The organism is Arthrobacter sp. CDRTa11, assembly GCF_026427775.1.
Taxonomy (GTDB): Bacteria; Actinomycetota; Actinomycetes; order Actinomycetales; family Micrococcaceae; genus Arthrobacter.
Window position 1 is genome coordinate 5,096,090 of the sequence record NZ_CP044532.1, and the last position, 17,336, is coordinate 5,113,425.

At 62.5% G+C, this 17,336-nt stretch carries 15 protein-coding genes; 10 read left to right on the top strand and 5 right to left on the bottom strand.

All coding sequences use genetic code 11. The annotated features are described in order from the left end of the window. Positions 1 to 2: 2 nt before the first annotated feature. The 10 genes from F8G81_RS23250 to F8G81_RS23295 are packed head-to-tail and all read left to right on the top strand — an operon-like array spanning position 3 to position 10,892. Complete coding sequence (locus F8G81_RS23250; RefSeq protein WP_267276961.1) at positions 3 to 1,142, top strand: Gfo/Idh/MocA family protein; 1,140 nt, start codon at positions 3 to 5, stop codon at positions 1,140 to 1,142. Next, positions 1,139 to 2,134 carry an NAD-dependent epimerase/dehydratase family protein gene (locus tag F8G81_RS23255; protein ID WP_267276962.1) on the top strand — a complete coding sequence of 332 codons (996 nt, stop codon included), beginning with the start codon at positions 1,139 to 1,141 and terminating at the stop codon, positions 2,132 to 2,134. The genes F8G81_RS23250 and F8G81_RS23255 overlap by 4 nt, the downstream gene beginning before the upstream one ends. Further along, on the top strand, positions 2,131 to 3,297 hold the full coding sequence (locus F8G81_RS23260; RefSeq protein WP_267276963.1) for a DegT/DnrJ/EryC1/StrS family aminotransferase: 1,167 nt from the start codon (positions 2,131 to 2,133) through the stop codon (positions 3,295 to 3,297). The genes F8G81_RS23255 and F8G81_RS23260 overlap by 4 nt, the downstream gene beginning before the upstream one ends. Beyond that, the gene (locus tag F8G81_RS23265; RefSeq protein ID WP_267276964.1) at positions 3,294 to 3,953 is read left to right on the top strand and encodes an acetyltransferase; all 660 of its coding nucleotides are present in this window, start codon (positions 3,294 to 3,296) and stop codon (positions 3,951 to 3,953) included. The genes F8G81_RS23260 and F8G81_RS23265 overlap by 4 nt, the downstream gene beginning before the upstream one ends. Beyond that, positions 3,950 to 5,038: a glycosyltransferase family 2 protein gene (locus F8G81_RS23270; RefSeq protein WP_267276965.1), complete on the top strand. Its 1,089-nt coding sequence runs from the start codon at positions 3,950 to 3,952 to the stop codon at positions 5,036 to 5,038. Before F8G81_RS23265 ends, F8G81_RS23270 begins: the two co-directional genes overlap by 4 nt. Further along, positions 4,990 to 6,549 carry an oligosaccharide flippase family protein gene (locus F8G81_RS23275; RefSeq protein WP_267276966.1) on the top strand — a complete coding sequence of 520 codons (1,560 nt, stop codon included), beginning with the start codon at positions 4,990 to 4,992 and terminating at the stop codon, positions 6,547 to 6,549. Before F8G81_RS23270 ends, F8G81_RS23275 begins: the two co-directional genes overlap by 49 nt. After that, positions 6,546 to 7,655 (top strand): DegT/DnrJ/EryC1/StrS family aminotransferase, encoded by a 1,110-nt coding sequence (locus F8G81_RS23280; protein WP_267276967.1) that lies wholly within the window; start codon positions 6,546 to 6,548, stop codon positions 7,653 to 7,655. Before F8G81_RS23275 ends, F8G81_RS23280 begins: the two co-directional genes overlap by 4 nt. Before the next feature lie 4 nt (positions 7,656 to 7,659). Then, a complete protein-coding gene (locus F8G81_RS23285) occupies positions 7,660 to 8,757 on the top strand; it encodes a glycosyltransferase family 2 protein (RefSeq protein ID WP_267276968.1) in 1,098 nt (365 codons plus the stop codon). 1 nt (position 8,758) lies between these two features. Continuing rightward, positions 8,759 to 10,039 carry a glycosyltransferase family 1 protein gene (locus F8G81_RS23290; protein WP_267276969.1) on the top strand — a complete coding sequence of 427 codons (1,281 nt, stop codon included), beginning with the start codon at positions 8,759 to 8,761 and terminating at the stop codon, positions 10,037 to 10,039. Then, entirely contained in the window at positions 10,029 to 10,892 is an 864-nt protein-coding gene (locus F8G81_RS23295) for a glycosyltransferase (protein WP_267276970.1), read from the top strand. Before F8G81_RS23290 ends, F8G81_RS23295 begins: the two co-directional genes overlap by 11 nt. Here F8G81_RS23295 and F8G81_RS23300 read toward each other — a convergent pair. The 5 genes from F8G81_RS23300 to F8G81_RS23320 all read right to left on the bottom strand — a co-directional run bounded on the left by F8G81_RS23300 (position 10,791) and on the right by F8G81_RS23320 (position 17,310). Continuing rightward, a complete protein-coding gene (locus F8G81_RS23300; RefSeq protein WP_267276971.1) occupies positions 10,791 to 12,164 on the bottom strand; it encodes an O-antigen ligase family protein in 1,374 nt (457 codons plus the stop codon). The two genes, F8G81_RS23295 and F8G81_RS23300, sit on opposite strands and share 102 nt — an antisense overlap. Before the next feature lie 89 nt (positions 12,165 to 12,253). After that, a complete protein-coding gene (locus F8G81_RS23305) occupies positions 12,254 to 12,925 on the bottom strand; it encodes a hypothetical protein (protein ID WP_267276972.1) in 672 nt (223 codons plus the stop codon). Positions 12,926 to 12,963: 38 nt separating this feature from the next. Further along, positions 12,964 to 13,770 (bottom strand): hypothetical protein, encoded by an 807-nt coding sequence (locus tag F8G81_RS23310; RefSeq protein WP_267276973.1) that lies wholly within the window; start codon positions 13,768 to 13,770, stop codon positions 12,964 to 12,966. Positions 13,771 to 13,828: 58 nt separating this feature from the next. Beyond that, positions 13,829 to 14,734, bottom strand: coding sequence for a glycosyltransferase (locus F8G81_RS23315; protein ID WP_267276974.1), 906 nt, complete (start codon positions 14,732 to 14,734; stop codon positions 13,829 to 13,831). Continuing rightward, a complete protein-coding gene (locus tag F8G81_RS23320; protein ID WP_267276975.1) occupies positions 14,728 to 17,310 on the bottom strand; it encodes a WecB/TagA/CpsF family glycosyltransferase in 2,583 nt (860 codons plus the stop codon). The genes F8G81_RS23315 and F8G81_RS23320 overlap by 7 nt, the downstream gene beginning before the upstream one ends. Between the last annotated feature and the right edge of the window lie 26 nt (positions 17,311 to 17,336).

Below are 17,336 nucleotides of genomic sequence, written 5' to 3' on the forward strand. Positions count from 1 at the left end.
ACATGAAAAACTTCGCCAATCCGTTCCACACCCCCACGCACCGGCAACCGACGCGGAAACTCAGGATCGCCGTCGTCGGGGCAGGGTACTGGGGTCCGAATCTGGCCCGGAACCTGCAGGCAAGCCCCGACTGGGACCTGGTGGCCATCTGCGATCTGGACATTAAGCGCGCCGCCAAGCTGGCTGCCACGCTGGGTGATATTCCCGTCGTCGAATCCCTCGATGAACTCCTGGACACCTTTGATGTGGACGCTGTGGCCATCGCGACGCCGGCCCGCACCCACCACGGGACGGTGATGACCGCGCTGCGCGCCGGGAAGCACGTCCTGGTGGAGAAGCCGCTGGCCGACAGCCGGGCGCACGGGCTGGAGATGGTGGCCGAGGCCAAGGCGAACGGGCTGGTCCTGATGGCAGACCACACCTATTGCTATACCCCGGCCGTGCTGAAGATGCAGGAACTGGTGCAGGCCGGCTCGCTGGGCGAGATCCTCTTTGTCGATTCTGTACGGATCAACCTGGGGCTGGTACAGCCGGATGTGGATGTGTTCTGGGACCTGGCACCCCACGACCTGGCGATCCTGGACTTCATCCTTCCCGGCGGACTGAATCCGGCTGAAGTGTCGGCGTTCGGAGCAGATCCGCTGGGTACGGGCCGTGACTGTGTGGGACACCTGAATTTCCGGCTGCCGAATGACGCCACCGCCCACGTGCACGTGAATTGGCTGAGCCCCACCAAGATCCGGCAGATGGTGATCGGCGGTTCGCTGCGGACGCTGGTGTGGGACGACCTCAACCCGCAGCAGCGGCTCAGTGTCTACGACCGGGGCGTCAGCCTGGACCGGCAGCCGAAATCACCCGGCGAGAAGAAAACATCCGCGATCTCCTACCGTCTGGGCGATACCTGGTCCCCGGCCCTGCCGGAACGGGAGGCCCTGAGCCAGGTGGTGGAAGAGCTGGCCTACTGTATCCACAACAGGCGCGAAGCCCGCACTGGCGGAGCATCCGGGCTGCGGGTCCTCTCAGTGCTGGAAGCGGTGACCCGCAGCCTGAGCATGGATGGCCGGGCCTCTTCAGTGGCCGGAGTTGGGACTGAAGGTTCCGAAACCGTAGATTCCGCTGTTCAGCTGGAGCGTGTGCTGTGAGCGAGCTTCAGGGGGCCAACGTCCTGGTGACGGGCGGTGCCGGAACCGTGGGGTCAACCCTGGTGGACGCCCTGCTGGAAGCAGGAGTGAACCGCATAGACGTACTGGACAACATGGTTCGGGGCCGTCTGATCAATCTGGCCGGGGCGCTGGCCACAGGGCAGGTGGACCTGGTCCAGGGCAACATCTGCAACCGTGACCTGGTGCATGACCTGACCCGGGGCAAAGACCTGGTCTTCCATCAGGCGGCCATCAGAATTACCCAATGTGCCGAAGAACCCCGGCTTGCACTGGAGGTCCTGGTCAACGGAACCTTCAACGTTTTGGAGGCTGCAGCGGAGCACAAGGTTGACAAGGTGATAGCGGCCTCAAGCGCGTCGGTGTACGGCATGGCTGAAGAGTTCCCCACGCCTGAGCGCCACCATCACGCCAACAACGACACCTTCTATGGAGCCGCTAAGTCCTTCAACGAGGGGATGGCCCGCAGCTTCCATGCCATGACCGGCCTGGACTACGTGATGCTCCGCTACTTCAACGTTTATGGACCCCGGATGGACGTCCATGGCCTGTATACGGAGGTGCTGGTCCGGTGGATGGAGAGGATCGCGGACGGCGAACCGCCCCTGATCTTTGGTGACGGGTTGCAGACGATGGACTTTGTCTATACGGCCGACGTGGCCAGGGCCAACGTCCTGGCGGCCGGGAGCGATGTCAGCCATGGGATCTACAACATCGCCAGTGGAACCGAAACAAGCCTGCTGGACATGGCACGCACGCTGCTCCGGGCCATGGGGTCCGACCTGGCCGTGGAGCACGGCCAGGTGCGTCTGGTGAACAGTGTGGTCCGGCGGCTCGCGGACACCGCGGCGGCCCGGCACGATCTGGGATTCGAAACCAAAGTGGGGCTCGAGGAAGGGCTCCGCGAACTCGTCAGCTGGTGGGAGCCACTGCGGGACGAGATCGCCGCAACCAGGAAAGTTGGTGCCCGATGACTGCCGAAACAGTCCTTGCCCGGATCAACGTCATGAAGCCCTGGCTCGGCGATGAGGAGGCCCGCGCTCTGGCGGAGGTTGTTGCCTCCGGCTGGGTTGCGCAGGGACCGAAAGTCAAGGAGTTTGAAGCTGACTTCAGCCATGCGCACCAGGTGCGTCACGCCGTCGCGACTTCCAGCTGCACCTCTGCGCTGCACCTGGCACTGGTGGTGGCGGGCGTTGGACCCGGAGACGATGTGGTGGTGCCGTCCCTGTCCTTTATTGCCACGGCGAACGCAGTGGCGTATGTGGGGGCCCGGCCGGTGTTCTGCGACGTTGACCCGGCCACCGGCAATGTGACCGCAGAAACGATCCACGCGGCATTGACCCTGGATACGCGGGCGGTCATCGTGGTGGACCAGGGCGGCGTACCCGTTGATCTGGACCCCATCCGGGAGCTGTGCAACCGGCATGAGCTCACCGTCATCGAGGACGCGGCATGCGCCGTCGGGTCCACCTATAAAGGCCGGCCGGTAGGGACCGGGGCGGATGTGGCGGTGTGGTCGTTCCACCCGCGGAAGATCCTCACTACCGGCGAGGGTGGGATGCTGACCACGCACCGCGCTGATTGGGCGGCCCGGGCCAGGACTTTGCGGGAGCACTCCATGAGCGTTTCCGCCACGGACCGCCACGGGTCGTTGCTGGCCCCGCCGGAAGTGTATTTGGAGATTGGCTTCAACTACCGGATGACTGACCTGCAGGCCGCCGTCGGAATTGTGCAGCTTAGCCGGCTCCCTCAGATAGTGGAACGGCGACGGGAAATCGCGGCCCAGTACGTCGCCCGCCTTTCGGGCTTGAAAGGGCTTCGGTTCGTTGCCGACCCGCCGTACGGTGCCACCAACTTCCAGTCTTTCTGGCTCGAAGTCCTGCCCGCCTTCCCTACCGACCGCGAAGGGCTCCTGGCCCGGCTTGCCGACGCCGGCATCTCAGCCCGCCGCGGGATCATGGCGGCACACCGGCAGCCCGCTTACCGCTGGCGCGACACCGGCAACGCCGCGCTGCAGCACACGGAGCGGCTCACCGACAGGACCCTGATCCTCCCGGTCTTCCACGAACTGGATGCATCGGGGCTGGACCGGGTCATCGCCTGCATCCGTGCCGCGGCCGGCGAGGTGGGGACGTGAGCGAACTGATCCTGATCGCGGCGAGCGGACTGGCCCGCGAAGTCCTGGCAATGGTGCGCAGCAGCGGCCAGTACGACGTCGTGGGACTGCTCGACGACGACAAGGAGATGGCGGGGGTCACCGTCGACGGCGCGCCCGTCCTGGGGACCATCGATGACGCCCCCAAGTACACCCACGCCTTTGTGCTGGTGTGCCTGGGATCCGGCAAGGCGCGTGAGGCGGTGGTGGACCGGCTCACCGCGATGGGCCTGCATGAGGCCCGCTACGGTACGGCGATCGACCCCACCGTACAGTGCCCCGAAGGCTGCCGGATTGGCCGGGGCAGCATCCTGCTGCGGAACGTTACGCTGACCGCGTCCGTCACCCTGGGACGGCACGTGGTTGCCATGCCGTCGGTGACGTTCACGCACGACGATGACGTGGCCGACTTCGCCACGTTTGCCGCCGGTGTCTCGCTGGGCGGCGGAGTCCGGATTGGCAAGGCCGCCTACCTTGGGATGAATTCCAGCGTCCGCGAGAGGACGTCAGTGGGGGCGTACGCCACGGTGGGAATGGGTGCCGCCGTCCTGAGCAACGTCCCTGACGGCCAAACCTGGGTGGGGGTACCGGCCCACGAAATGGACAATGGAACGTTCAGCTTTGGGGGTTCGCGGTGAGTGCGGGGCTGGTCAACCGAAGCGCCGGCGCCATTCGAATGGCGCCGGAAAGGCTCGAACGCCGCCCCTTGGTTTCCGTTGTTGTTCCCTGCTTCAACTACGCGCGCTTCCTTCCGGATGCCGTTGCCTCCGCGGTGAACCAGGCTGACGTGGATGTCGAGGTCTTCATTGTGGATGATGCATCCACCGACGGAAGCGCGGAACTCACCCTCCAACTTGCAGCAGCGGACCCTAGGATCCACCCAGTACTGCATTCGGCCAACCTCGGACACATCGCCACGTACAACGATGGCCTTGCCCGGACCACCGGGGACTATGTTGTGCTGCTCTCAGCTGACGACGTCCTGGCGCCCGGCTCTCTTGCCAGGTCGGCTGCGCTTATGGAACGGCATCCCGGAGTCGGCCTGGTCTACGGTTTTGCGCAAGAGTTCTCTGATACACCGCCCTCATCGTTTGGCGGAAGGTCTTCGTGGTCAATCTGGGGCGGCGAGGACTGGATCGGCATCATGTGCCGGCGGGGATCCAACATCATCGTCAACCCGGAAGCTGTGGTGCGCCGCTCCGTCTTGGAACAGCTCGGCGGTTACCGGTCCGACATGCCCCATGCCGCCGATATGGAATTCTGGCTGCGTGCCGCTGCCATCAGTGATGTGGGCAGAGTCAACGGACCAACGCAGGCATACTACCGGGTCCACGGCGGGAACATGCATCTCACCGATTTCGGCTCTGCCCTGGACGACATCCGTGCACGGCGCCAGGTATTCGATGAGCTGTGCTCCCTCGGTGCCGGCGGCCTGACCCGGCCCAGGCACCTGCTGCGCACGGCCAGGAGGGCACTCGCCGTCGAAGCCGTTCGCTCTGCGGTCCATCTGGCGGACACTCAAGGTGCACAGCACGGAAGCGCATCAGAGCTTGCCGCCTTTGCTTCTGAAACAGATGCCGACATAGCCGGGTCGGGGCTTTGGGCGTCCCATCTCAGGCGCCAGCACGGCAATGCATCGCCGGCTCGCCGGCTGGCCGCAGAGTTCCTCTACCGTTGGCGCTGGTCTTTACGGTGGCGGCGCTGGAGGCGATCTGGGATATGACCGTCGTGGCAAGGGACAGCCTGAGGAGCGTCATTGGCTCCGGACTGGCATGGAGCACTGTCAACAGCCTTCTCCTTCGGCTGGGCAGTTTCGCCGTGGGCATCTTCCTTGCCCGTCTGCTGGCACCGGAGCAGTTCGGCGTTTTTGCCGTGGCCCTGACAGTTCAAGCCGTGCTGATAACCCTGGCGGACCTCGGAATGAGCACGGACCTAATCCGCTCGGACAACGCCAAAGCCGAAGCCAAAGCTCCCACTGTAGCCACCCTCGCCCTAATTTCCGGCGCAACCATGACCGCCGTGATGGCGGCCTCGGCCCAAGGCCTCGCCGACCTGATGGGAAGCGGCCAGGCCGGCCCTGTCATCGGCGTGATGGCTTTCTCCCTGACGCTTGCAGGGTTGGGTGTGGTTCCCTACGCAGCATTACAGCGCCGATTCGCCCAAAAGAAACTTTTCATCATCGCCCTAGTGGAATTCCTCGTGGGGACGGCCCTCACCATTGCTCTGATCCTGGCAGGCTGGGGCGTGATGGGTCTCGCTGCCGCTCGAATCGTCTCCCAGTCCGTCACGCTGATCCTGCAATTCAGACTGTCCGGAGAAAAGGTCCGCTTTGGCTTTGACCCTTCCATGGCCCCGGGAATCCTCCGCTACGGAATCCCCGTGGCGGGCGCGAACATGCTCTCCTGGGCTCTCCTGAACGCAGACAACGTCGCCATCTCCCGACTGGCAGGACCAGTGGCGCTCGGGTTCTATTTTCTGGCGTTCAATGTTTCCAACTGGCCCATGAGCGCTTTGGGGCAGGTAGTTCGGTCAATATCTATTCCAGCCTTCGCCCGGCTCGCTTCCGGACGGCAGGACAAAAGTCTCGCTGCCGTAATGGGTCCCGTCTGGGCTGTATCGCTCCTAGCCGGACTCATGCTCACAGTACTCGCGGCACCACTTGTGGAACTGATCTACGGAGAGAAGTGGCTTCCGGCCGCAGCCGTGCTCGCATGGCTCGGGATCTTCGGGGCATTGCGCACTCTCTTTGACCTCGGGGCCTCTTATCTTCTGGCGAGGGGTGCCGCCCATGCAACGTTCCTGGTACAGGTTGTTTGGCTAGCGGCGCTGGTGCCGGCTCTGCTCGCCGGTGTGCAGTTGGCTGGAATAGCCGGAGCAGCGATTGCGCATCTGACCATTGCGCTCCTGGTTGTCTGCCCGGCCTACGCCCTGTCGCTGCGCGCCCACGGGTCCGACCTGCGGGCAGTTGCTGTCCGTCTATGGCCACCAGTGGCCGCGGCCGTACCGGCCGGAGCCGCGGCGGTAGGCATGATTGCCCTGCAGCCCACAGCTCTGGGCGGCTTGCTGGCGGGTGGGGCCGCGGGTGGAGCCGTGTATTCTCTGCTGCTCTTCCGGTGGTTCCGCCAGCGCGTCCGTGAGGCCATAGCCTGGGTGCCTCCTGAGGACGTCCATCCGATCATCGACGCCAGCCCCGGCAACAAGCGGCTGGCCAAACCTTCAGGGGGAATCACATGACCCAGCAATACGTGCCCTTGGTGGACCTGTCCCACCAACAACTGCAAGTGGCCGATGCCATCCGTGAAGGGTTCAACCGTGTGATCGCGGAATCCAGTTTCATAATGGGGCCACAGGTTACTGAATTCGAAGAAGCCTGGGCTAAATACTGCGGCGTCAACTGCGCCGTTGGTGTCGGAAACGGCACTGACTCCATCGAACTGGCCCTGAGGGCGGCCGGAGTAGGCCCGGGCGACGAAGTTATTGTCCCGACAAACACCTTCGTGGCAACAGCTGGCGCAGTCCTCCGGGCGGGTGCCGAGTTGGTCCTGGCCGACTGCGACGAGGACTTTCTGCTCGGGCCCGAAGAGGTTGCCGGCAGGATCACCGCAAGAACCAAAGCAGTCATAGCCGTGCACCTGTTTGGGCAGGCCGCGCCGATGGAACTCATAGCCCGGGTACTGCCTCCCGGCGTCACACTGGTGGAGGACATGGCACAGGCGCAGGGTGCTACCAGGCTGGGCGTGCGGGCCGGCGGGCTGGGCGATGTTGCCGCTACCAGCTTCTATCCAGGCAAGAACCTTGGCGCCTACGGTGACGCGGGGGCCGTCATGACAAACTCCACGGAAATTGCCGACCGGCTGCGGAAACTCCGCAACCACGGCGGAAACGCCCGGTATGAGCATCTGGACATCGGCTTCAATTCTCGGCTTGATACTCTCCAGGCGGTGGTCCTCAATGCCAAACTCGCATTGTTGGATGAGTGGAACCAACAGCGGGTCAACGCAGCTGCGCTATACGGCGAATTATTGTCAGACCTGGACGAGGTTGTCCTCCCGCGCACCCTGCCCGGCAACGGACATGTGTTCCATCTTTACGTGATCAGGGTGCCGGACAGGGACCGCCTGCTGCTTGCCCTCAACGAGCGTGGCATTGGCGCAGGGATCCACTATCCGAACCCTGTTCATCTACTGCCGGCATATGCATCCCTGGCATATCGGAAAGGTGCATTTCCAACGGCGGAGGCCTTGTCGGGGGAGATTCTTTCCCTTCCTCTGTATCCCGGCATTACGGCCGTTCAGCAGGAACAGGCCGCCGGAGCACTCCGGTCGGCATTAAGGGGTTGAAATTATGTCCAACACAGTTCAGGGTGTCCACCAGCGCATCAAGGTAAGGCCACAGCAGAATCGCCCTCATCTTCCGACCGTGACGGTGGTCGTTTCCTGTTACAACTACGCCCACTACCTTCCGCAGGCTGTGCAAAGCTGCCTTGAGCAGGAGGATGTCCTCGTGGAAGTCATAATCGTCGATGATGCTTCCACGGACGCAAGCCTTGACGTTGCCAGGCGCCTGGAATCAAACCACGCGAACGTCTCAGTCCTTGCCCACAACCGGAATGCAGGAATGGTCGAAACGTTCAACGACGGCGCACGGTTGGCCAGTGGTGAATTCCTCGTCCGCCTTGATGCAGATGATCTCCTGACGCCCGGTTCACTGGCAAGAGCCACGCTGGTGGCGCAGAACTATCCGTCCGTGGGCCTGGTCTATGGCCATCCAGTCCATTTCTCCACTGACGTTCCCCCCGAATTCCAGCAAACGCCCTCCGCGTGGACCATCTGGCCGGGCCTGACATGGCTTCGGGACAGGTGCAGGTCCGGACAGAACGTCATCACCTCGCCCGAGGCCCTGATGCGCCGGTCAGTCGTGGAAGAGATCGGGTATCAAGCGCCGCTCCGGCACACCCCAGACATGGAATTCTGGTTCCGGCTCTCAGCCTTCTCGGACGTTGCATACATACACGGAGCCGATCAGGCCTGGCACCGTGAACACTTGGGCAGCATGTCCGCACAAGAGGTGAATGGCGTCCTTGATCTGGGCGAGCGGCTGGAGGCATTTGAAGCCCTCTTCGGTGGCGTCGCCGGAAGCATCCCCGGATCCGCGGGACTTCTTTCTGAAGCAAGACGGGCCCTTGTCAGCGAAGCCCTGTACACCGCAGCTCTTGAAGTGGACCGAGGCCTTCCCCATCCGGAGCTGGTGACCGCTTACCGTGAATTCGCCAAGGCCGCAGAACCGGGAATTGAGGGATCCAAGGAGTGGGCGCGGCTCACAGCAAGGCTGAACAGTAATAGTGCCAATCCTCGGCAGGTGATTTCATTGGCCAGGCGCGTCCGTGGCCGGCTTCGCTCTGAGTTGAACTGGTACCGGTGGCACAGGAATGGAGTGTTCTAGGATGAGCCACACTTGGACGCTGGCGTCACGGGGCTTCTCCCGGCTGCGGACCAACGGCCTCAGGGACGTTAATCAGCGCCTCGCGCGGCGCTTCACGCACTGGATTGCCACCGAGTTCCGTACGGCCGATCTGGATTTCCCCCTGCTGGCCGGCGATATCGCCGACTCTCGAGTGCTTACGCCCGGGTGCCAACCTCATGGGCGCACTGACGGACCGCTGCGCATCGCGTGGCTCTGCACCCCTCCGGCACCTGGCAGCGGTGGCCATACCACCCTGTTCAGAATGGTGGAAGGCCTAGAGCATCGCGGTCACAGCTGCACTGTCCTTCTCTACAACCGCCATGGATCCAACCTGGACTTCGACACCAGCATCATCAGGCGGCATTGGCCGCACATGTCGGCGGAAATTAGGTACGTTCCGGACAGGCTTGACGGCTACGACGTGTGCTTTGCCAGCTCGTGGGAGACTGCCCATGTACTCGCCCGCAGGGGAAATGGAACACAGCACCGCATTTATTTCATCCAGGACTATGAGCCTTTTTTCTATCCTCGCGGAAGTCTTTACGCCTTGGCCGAGGATACTTATCGGTTCGGGTTCCGCCATATCGCCGTGGGGAACATGGTGCAGGAGCTGCTTCTCCGTGAAACAGGCGCCAATGCTGCGGTGGCTCCGTTTGGTTGTGACACGGGCGTATACACCCTCAAGAATTTTGGACCCAGATCAGGCGTGGCATTCTTTTCCAGGCCAGGCGTAGATCGGCGCGGTTCCATGCTGGCCCAACTTGCGCTGGCAGAGTTCCACCGCCGCCACCCGGACCAGCCAATAACAGTCTTTGGCGACAGGATCGCCAAGTGGGATGTTCCCCACCGTTATGTGGGAAAACTCTCGCCGGCGGAACTCAACGTGCTTTACAACAAGTCTGCAGCCGGTTTGGCTCTGTCGTTCACCAACGTGTCGCTGGTCCCTGAAGAGATGCTGGCGGCGGGTATGCAGCCCGTGGCCAATGATTCACCGCTCGCACGCATGGGCCTGCCCAACCGACACGTCAGGTGGGCACCGCCCACACCCGCGGGCTTGGCCGATGCCCTGTCTCGTGCCGTAATGTCCCCCCTCAATGCAACAGACCTGGCTGCCTTGGCGGCCAGTGCCCGGAGTGGTTGGGGTCCGGCGCAGGCAGCCGTGGCCGCGGAGATCGAGCTTGCGGTTTACGGCCATCGCCCTGGGTTTCCAGTACCGGATGTTGCCGGGCTTGGGATGCAGGAGGCCGGTCATGGCGAATGAGGCCCTCGAAGCACCCCGGATCGCCAATGGCAAGGCAGCCCACTTCGTGTTGACCCGCTTTAATGTGCGCAGCTTCTACCACACAGGCGAACCCAGTGAGGAGTGGCTGCGGAGCCGGCTGGATCTCTTCCGGACATACTGCCTGCCGACCCTGTCGAAGCAAAACGTCGATTCCTTCACTTGGCTGGTGTTCTTTGACGATCAGAGCCCGGAGTGGTTTCAACGGGAAGTGGCCAGGGATGCACCCGGCAACTTCGAGGCGGTGTACGTCCACGGTTCCTTCAGCGCGGAAACCGTGTCACAGGCCATCGCCGCACGCACCAGCGCGCCGTATATCCTGACCACCCGCGTAGATAACGACGACGCTGTGTCCAGGGACTTCGTCCGTGTGATCCAGTCCTGTTTTGACTGCCAGGACTTCGAATTCATCAACCTTGTCAGCGGGGCGCAGTACGCAGCCAAACGGGCGTATCTGCGGCCTTATACAAAGAATCCGTTTCTGTCGCTGCTGGAGGCATCGTGCTTGGAATCGCCGCCCCAGACAGTGTTTCTGGAACATCATTACCGCGTTGATGAGCGGGGCCCTGTCAGGAATGTCCGGACGCGCCACCCTATGTGGCTTCAGGTTATTCACGGCGGGAACGTGCTCAATGAGATCGTGGGCCTTCGGGTCCCTGTCAGGCACATCGCCGGACATTTTGACTGCCATCTGGATCGGGATGACCGGCTCCCCGGCCTGGCCGTTGAGATATCACAGAACGCGGGGCGCATCCTGTGGCGGCTCATCCGGAAGCCGGCCCGGCTGACGGAGCTCTGCCGGGCCTTCTTTGCCCGCACCGCCAGGGGTTTTTAGCTGCGCAATGGCCCCGCTGTGGTCACCGGCGTTCCATTCCCCGGCCTGTCGGGCGCTGTCTTCCACCGTGGCAATGCGCCAAAGTGCCCCTGCAATCCCCAGCATCAGGAACATATAGGCCGCGGACATCGGGAAGCTGAATGCATCGAAAAATGCGAAGGTGAGGGCGCCCGCAGTCAGGGAAGCCATGACAGCAACACTCAACTGCTTCATGAGCCGATCCGCAAACCGCCGCCGGGCCCGTTCACAGCAGTAGATGCCGGCACCAATCAGGAGGATAAAAGAGATCAGGCCCGCCGCGCCCAGTTCAACCAGGAGTAGCAGGTATTGGTTGTCCAGAATTCTATATTCAGGCAGGAAAGTGCCGAGGCCGCGCCCCATCACAGGCGTCCGCGCAGCAACTTCCAGGGCGGCGGAAACGCTGTTCGTGCGCGATGCCGTGCTGGCATCCTCGGAAAGCCCTGTAAAGAGGCCACGGACTGTGCCAACCATGCCGGGTACCAGAAGATACATCATTCCAACGCCGGCCACTGCCGCGAGTCCCGCGCGGATGCGGACTGTCTTGGACCAGCTGGGGAACAATACGATGATGGCCGCCGCAATTCCGATCAGAGCTGAGCGGGAAACGGACAGTGCCGAAGCCACTAGTATTGCGCCCACTGACAGCCAGCGCCGCACCGAACCCCTCTTGAACTCGTTCAGCGCCAGGGTAATGGCCAGGGGAAGGGACATGCATAGGACCACTCCATACTCCAGCGGATGTGACGCCGTTCCTGCCGCGCGGAGGAACCCCGCCCGGCTTTGGACATTTCCGGACTCGGAACCCGAGGTGAAACCGGGGATGTTAATGTCAGAAACGATCGACTGGCCAGTGGCGAACTGTACTAGCCCAAGTGTGGACATCAACGCGCCAATGAGGGCAACCCGGCGCAGAAACACCAGAAGCCTCCACCGGTCCGTAATCCCGTCGTTGGCAATGAGGAGGATCCCAATCCAACTTAACGCCCTGATCAATCCGCTGTCTGCTGCGCGGGCCTCCAGCGCAGCCAGCCCAACGAAGTTGGTGAGGGCATAGCTGACCAGGATCACTCCGAGGAAAACAAAAAGCCAACGCCGGACCGGTTTGAGCTGCGCTACGGACGGAAAGGGCCGTTGCAGCTGGGACCATTCCCACCAAAGAACCGCGCCGAGGAACCACAGCACTCCCGGCCGCCCCAGCGGTCCCAAAGCGGCGATGCTCAAGGATGAGGGAAAGGCACAGGTCAGCAGCATTCCTAAAGTCAGCACAGTCACTGCATCCCAGCCGGAAGCTTGCCTTGGCAGTCGGCCCATTGACCTGTTCGGGATTGCTTGTTGGTGACTCATGGCCGCTCCGGGACGGCAGGTGCCGGCCTTCTTTTCTGCATCATGCGATCGAATCCCACAGCACCGGAGCCGGTCATGGCCAGCCCCACTCCGGCGAGGGCGGCCATTCCCTTCAGTTGTCCAATCTTGGTGCCACCAACATCAATCACTTGAGGCGTAGCCGGCGAGCGTTCTATGAAGACATGCGATTCCGGTGGCGCGCCTTGGGCATTTTGAAGCTCAGTTGCGGCCACATCCACTTCAGCCAGGACACGGTCCAAGGTTTCACGGGCAGCTTCCGGACTGCGGCCTACTGCCTGCACAACGAGGATCGGAGTGGAGTAGCTCGCTGCCCACTGCGTTCCGCTGTTGGGCAAGGTGATCGAGTATCCCTCCCGAACGCCGCTCCCGTAGAGGGTTGCGCCCGACGACGGCAACTCCGCAGGGTTCCCGGTCTCGGTCACCCGGCGCTGGACGATGCCGGCGAAGTTAATCAGGGACGGAACAATCTGATCCGAGACGTTTGCAACGGAGGCAGATCCCGGCTGGATAAAGACCAGTTGGACTTCGACCCAGTACGTACGCTCTACCGCGGCCAGCGATGAACTGCCCCACATCGTCAGGATCAAGCCGGCTACCACGATGTACCAGCGCCGCCACATGATGCCAAGGAGTTCTCCGGCGGTCATGCCGTTGGTCTCCCGCGGGTGAGTTTATGCATGAGACGCTAGGCCTTGGACTTAGCCGGGGTCCGGTCTCTGGCCGGCCCGGTCCCGTCGCCTGACGGTACCTCAGCGTGCGCGGCCGCAGCAGGATCGGATTCCGGCAGGTTCACATCTGTGGCCCCTTCGCTCCCTGCTGCTTTGTCCTTCACACGTCGGCGCGACCGCGACGCTTCACGTCTCGATCCGCTGGGAGATTCGATTTCCTTTCGTAGCCTCCGCGCCAGCATCCGGCCGTCGACAAAGCCGGTCAGCAGGACCGTCAAGGCCACCCCCACGCCGCCCGCACCCATGACGGCCGCGGTGCGCGTTTTCGTCTCTTCCTTGGGCTCCGTGTCCACAACAAGCGTCATCAGCCGAAGGCGGGAGTCTGGTGGAATATTCTGGGCATCCTGCATGCCCGTCAGTACAGCAGGGACGGCCGCAACGCTGGACTCCAGCACCGCCATAATGTCACTTGCATTGCCAGAGGCCACCCTGATGAGGAGCACCGATCCGCTGGTGCTCCGGTCGGGTTCGGCAACATAGGACGTGTCCGGGTACGAATCCACAATTGGTTTCGCGATTTCTTCCGAAGAAACTTTGACGGCAAGAATGTCCAATGCCTGGCTCATTCCGCCGAGGAAAAGAAACGGATTACCATCCGGTCCCACGGTGGAATTCGGCGGCATCATTACCAGGCTGCCCCGGGCAGTGTACGTTGCCGGCACGGTTTGGTTCAGAATGTAACAAACGTAGGCCGTGGCCAATAGCCCCGCCAGCACTACATACCAAAGCCGCCACAAGCTAAGCAACATGTCACGCAACCACATAGTCTGCCCCCAGTCTTCCTCTACTCTCCGATTAACGCTCATCGAAGATTGGCTGACTTTATAGTGATCCGTTTCGGGCTCCTTTCATAGCCTTTGACACTTTTCGCATAAGGAAAGCAGCACGGAGTTTGAATTCGTCAATTCCCTCAGGGCCTGAAATTGTCCGGACCACTGTCTTCGCAGCCTTCCGGCCGGCATCGCGTGCCATACGTGCCGGAAAAAGGGCCGCACGGTCCGCCAGGAGCTGGCCAAGAGTGGGGTCGGCAAGCTCATCAAGAAGGCCAGGGAAGGCATCCAGGAACCTTGTTGGTGATACGCGCCTGCCGTGAACCCTGTTACTGACATTGGATCCGTGGACCACCTGGAGCCAGGCGGGCGGCCCATCCAGTCGGATAACCGGCATGGTGCGTTCCAGCTGGTTGTGCCATTCCGCCCAGCATGTTTGCGGCGCTGGCCAGGGTGAAAGAACTGAACAGAAGGCATTGCTGGGGTCCGTATGGCGGTAGACACCGCCTCCGGACATGATCAGGCCATGCAGCAAATATATTGCGGCGGTCCTGCCGTCGGGCACAACGGACCGCAGGCGTGCCGTGAAATCAGAGGCAACGCCGTCGTCGTTATCCAGATTGGAGGTGAGCAGATACCCTGCCGGCGTTCCGACTGCCGCCTTGAGGTCACTGATGAGCTGGCCCCTGAGTACCTCGTGCCGGTAAACCGGTATAAAGAGGCCGTCACGGTTCAGTTCAGTGATCCGTTCCTTCATCCAATCGGGACTCAGCGGATCAAAGTAGATGATCCACTTAAAGCGCTTATCCGACTGGGATCGGACGGACGGCAGGCAGTACCGTTCGAATAGCTCCACCCGGTTGCGCAGCCACCCCTCCCGCGCCCGAACCATACTTTCATATCCGTTGGAAGGAAGGTTGAAGCGGGTGAGCAGGATATGGTCCACGTTGTTCAACATTGTGTCGACCTACTGCTTTCGTCGCGTTCCCATAGTGTTTGCGTGCGGGGCCGGACCCGTCCCAGACCCGCATAAGCGGCATAGACACAGGCATCAAATGCACTGACCGGACCGTGCACGGACCTGAGCAGTTCCGACGCCGTGGCTGAACGTGTGCCGCGACGATCCAACTGGGTGTTGCCACGGTAGACACGCCTCAGGGTAGCGAGCAGTGACCGGCCGGTCTGCGGAGTCCGCACACGTACCGGCTCTGTCGGTATGACACGCTTTTCGCCCTCTTTGAACAGTCCATCAACGTAGAAATCATCCGCTGTTACCTCGGGAAAAGTCCCGAGTCTCCGGTGGCCCTCCTCCGTCAGTGCGTAGGATCCGGCGCCCCATAAGCCTTCCTGTGTAGAGGGAATCCGCTGGCGCGCCCGGTAGTAGCAGCGGACCGTAAAGGATGCGCCATCAGTGACGTAGCGGGACGTGGGCCGTGCGGCCAACAGACCGTCCCCGTCCAGACACTCAAAGAGAGTCGAAATGGCTGATTCTGGTATGTCGATATCAGCGTCCAGGTAGAGGCGCGGCCATCGTGTGGCCACGTTGTCCGCGGCGTTGAGGGCCGCCACCTTGGACGCTTCGGGGATTGACAGTACCTTGACGCCTGGAAACGACGAGGCCACGGCGGCCGTTTCGTCCGTACATCCGTTACAGGCCACCACCACCTCCAGATCCTTGAGTCCCAGGAACGGCGCCAGGCACTCCAGCGTCCTGCCGATCACCGCAGCCTCGTTGTGGGCCGGAATGATTACGGCACCGGCAGGCATGGCGGCGCCGCCATTGGGCTTGCCGTAGCGTGCGGCCTGAGGCAGTTGCGCCCACCTCTTTTCCCTGCTTACTGCGGCCAGGATTCCCTGGCGCCGCGGCGAACGCAGCAGGGCGGAAAGCACGACGACGGCCCGGAAGGCGCGCGCGTAGCTCCGCGAGTGAAACTTCCGGATGTACCTGATGCGGTTGATGGCCATAAGGGCGTCCAGGGCAGGGGAACTGCCGGAGCCACCCCTGCAATGCCGCATCCGCGCCCGAGGCTCGAACCACACTGAAGCTCCCGCTTCGCGGACCCTGCGCAGGAAGTCGGTTTCTTCGGAATACAGGAAAAACGACTCGTCCCATTGGCCCACGGAATGGAGTATGTCCGGGCGGATGAGAAGGGCTGCACCTGTTGCCCAGTCCACCCTGTGAGGATGCCGGTAGCTTTCCCCATCGAAATCCATTTCAGATAGCCATCCAGGCCTGCCTGGCAGCCTGCTGCCCATCAGGGCATCGCCCAGGGCACGGAAGACGCCGGGCTCACGCCGCAGGGACGGATAGACGGAACCGTCGTCGTCAAGGAGCAGCGGCACCACCACCCCTGCCCCGGTTAATGCCATCTTCGTCCGCAGCGCCTGTATGGAACCCCGTTCGACCCTCATGTCCGGATTCAGCACCAGATACACCTCGGCGGTGCCGGCCTGGGCCAGGGCCGCATTGATCCCGCCTGAATATCCCAGGTTGCCTCCCGTGGCAAAGGAATAGACGTTGGCGTGATGCTTGAGCAGCAACAGAGTGGACGGCGTCGGCGAATTGTCAGCCACGATCACCTTGATCGACTGATCCCGCGTTTCTGCACGGAGGGTTTGAAGCAACAGGGGAAGATCATTCTCGCTGTTATAGGTGACGATGAGCACGGCAACGTCCGTGTGCTCCAAGTGCGAAGAAAATTCTTCCCGCCGTGGAGGTTCCGCGGTGCCAGTTGCCGGGATGGGAACATGCAGGATGGGCTCCCCGGTGGCGCCTTCCCCCGTGATCCCGCTGTTGCGCCGAAGTTTGAGATAGGCTTCGGGACCGTCCAGCAGGTAGCGGCGTGCGAGCCGCCGGGGCTCCAGCGCGAGCCGCCAGGCCCATTCCAAGCCGAGGTTGCTGACCCGGGCGGGAGCCCTGCGTATCCTGCCCGCAAGGAAATCCACCACCGCGCCAAAGGCGAGCATCACCTTCGCCCCCGTCAAGTGGCCGAATTCGGAGATCCAAAGTTCCTGCCGGGGCTTGCCAAGGCAGACCACCAGGATGTCCGTCCTGGCTTCTAAAATTTCCGCCGCCAAAGCCCGGGAAGCGATCGGGTCTGTGAGGGACGTCCGCTCCGGTGCCCACCAGCCGGCCACCATGAGGTCCGGATGGTCCCTGGCGAATTTTTCGCGAATCTGGCCGTGGCACTGGGGTGTTCCCCCGATGAAGCCAACCCGTAGTCCTGCAGTTTCGGCGGCGTTCAATATTGGCTTGATGAGGTCACTGCCGGAAAGCCGCGGCCACTTCCGCATGGTGAGCTTCGCGGCTTGGGAGACCAGCGGCGATCCGTCCAGGAGCGTGAACCATTCCACCGCTGCCTGGAGATCCAAGGTGGCCTCCCACCGGCTGTCCTGGCCGAAGTGCTTCACATGGTCAAGATTTGCGGAGGCGACTGCCAGAGGCTGGCGTCCGCCGTTCCGCGCCCGCTCAAGGATGACCTCCAGCGCGTCCTCGGCTTCGAGCAGTGTGACGGGTACGCCCCCGAGCCTCACCCTTTGCCCTTGGCCAGGCCGCACAG

Coding starts and splice junctions, on each gene's coding strand:
- F8G81_RS23250 (WP_267276961.1), top strand. CDS start 3: ATGAAAAACTTCGCCAATCCGTTCCACACCCCCACGCACCGGCAACCG.
- F8G81_RS23260 (WP_267276963.1), top strand. CDS start 2,131: ATGACTGCCGAAACAGTCCTTGCCCGGATCAACGTCATGAAGCCCTGG.
- F8G81_RS23280 (WP_267276967.1), top strand. CDS start 6,546: ATGACCCAGCAATACGTGCCCTTGGTGGACCTGTCCCACCAACAACTG.
- F8G81_RS23285 (WP_267276968.1), top strand. CDS start 7,660: ATGTCCAACACAGTTCAGGGTGTCCACCAGCGCATCAAGGTAAGGCCA.
- F8G81_RS23290 (WP_267276969.1), top strand. CDS start 8,759: ATGAGCCACACTTGGACGCTGGCGTCACGGGGCTTCTCCCGGCTGCGG.
- F8G81_RS23295 (WP_267276970.1), top strand. CDS start 10,029: ATGGCGAATGAGGCCCTCGAAGCACCCCGGATCGCCAATGGCAAGGCA.
- F8G81_RS23300 (WP_267276971.1), bottom strand. CDS start 12,164: ATGCTGCTGACCTGTGCCTTTCCCTCATCCTTGAGCATCGCCGCTTTG.
- F8G81_RS23305 (WP_267276972.1), bottom strand. CDS start 12,925: ATGACCGCCGGAGAACTCCTTGGCATCATGTGGCGGCGCTGGTACATC.
- F8G81_RS23310 (WP_267276973.1), bottom strand. CDS start 13,770: ATGTGGTTGCGTGACATGTTGCTTAGCTTGTGGCGGCTTTGGTATGTA.
- F8G81_RS23315 (WP_267276974.1), bottom strand. CDS start 14,734: ATGTTGAACAACGTGGACCATATCCTGCTCACCCGCTTCAACCTTCCT.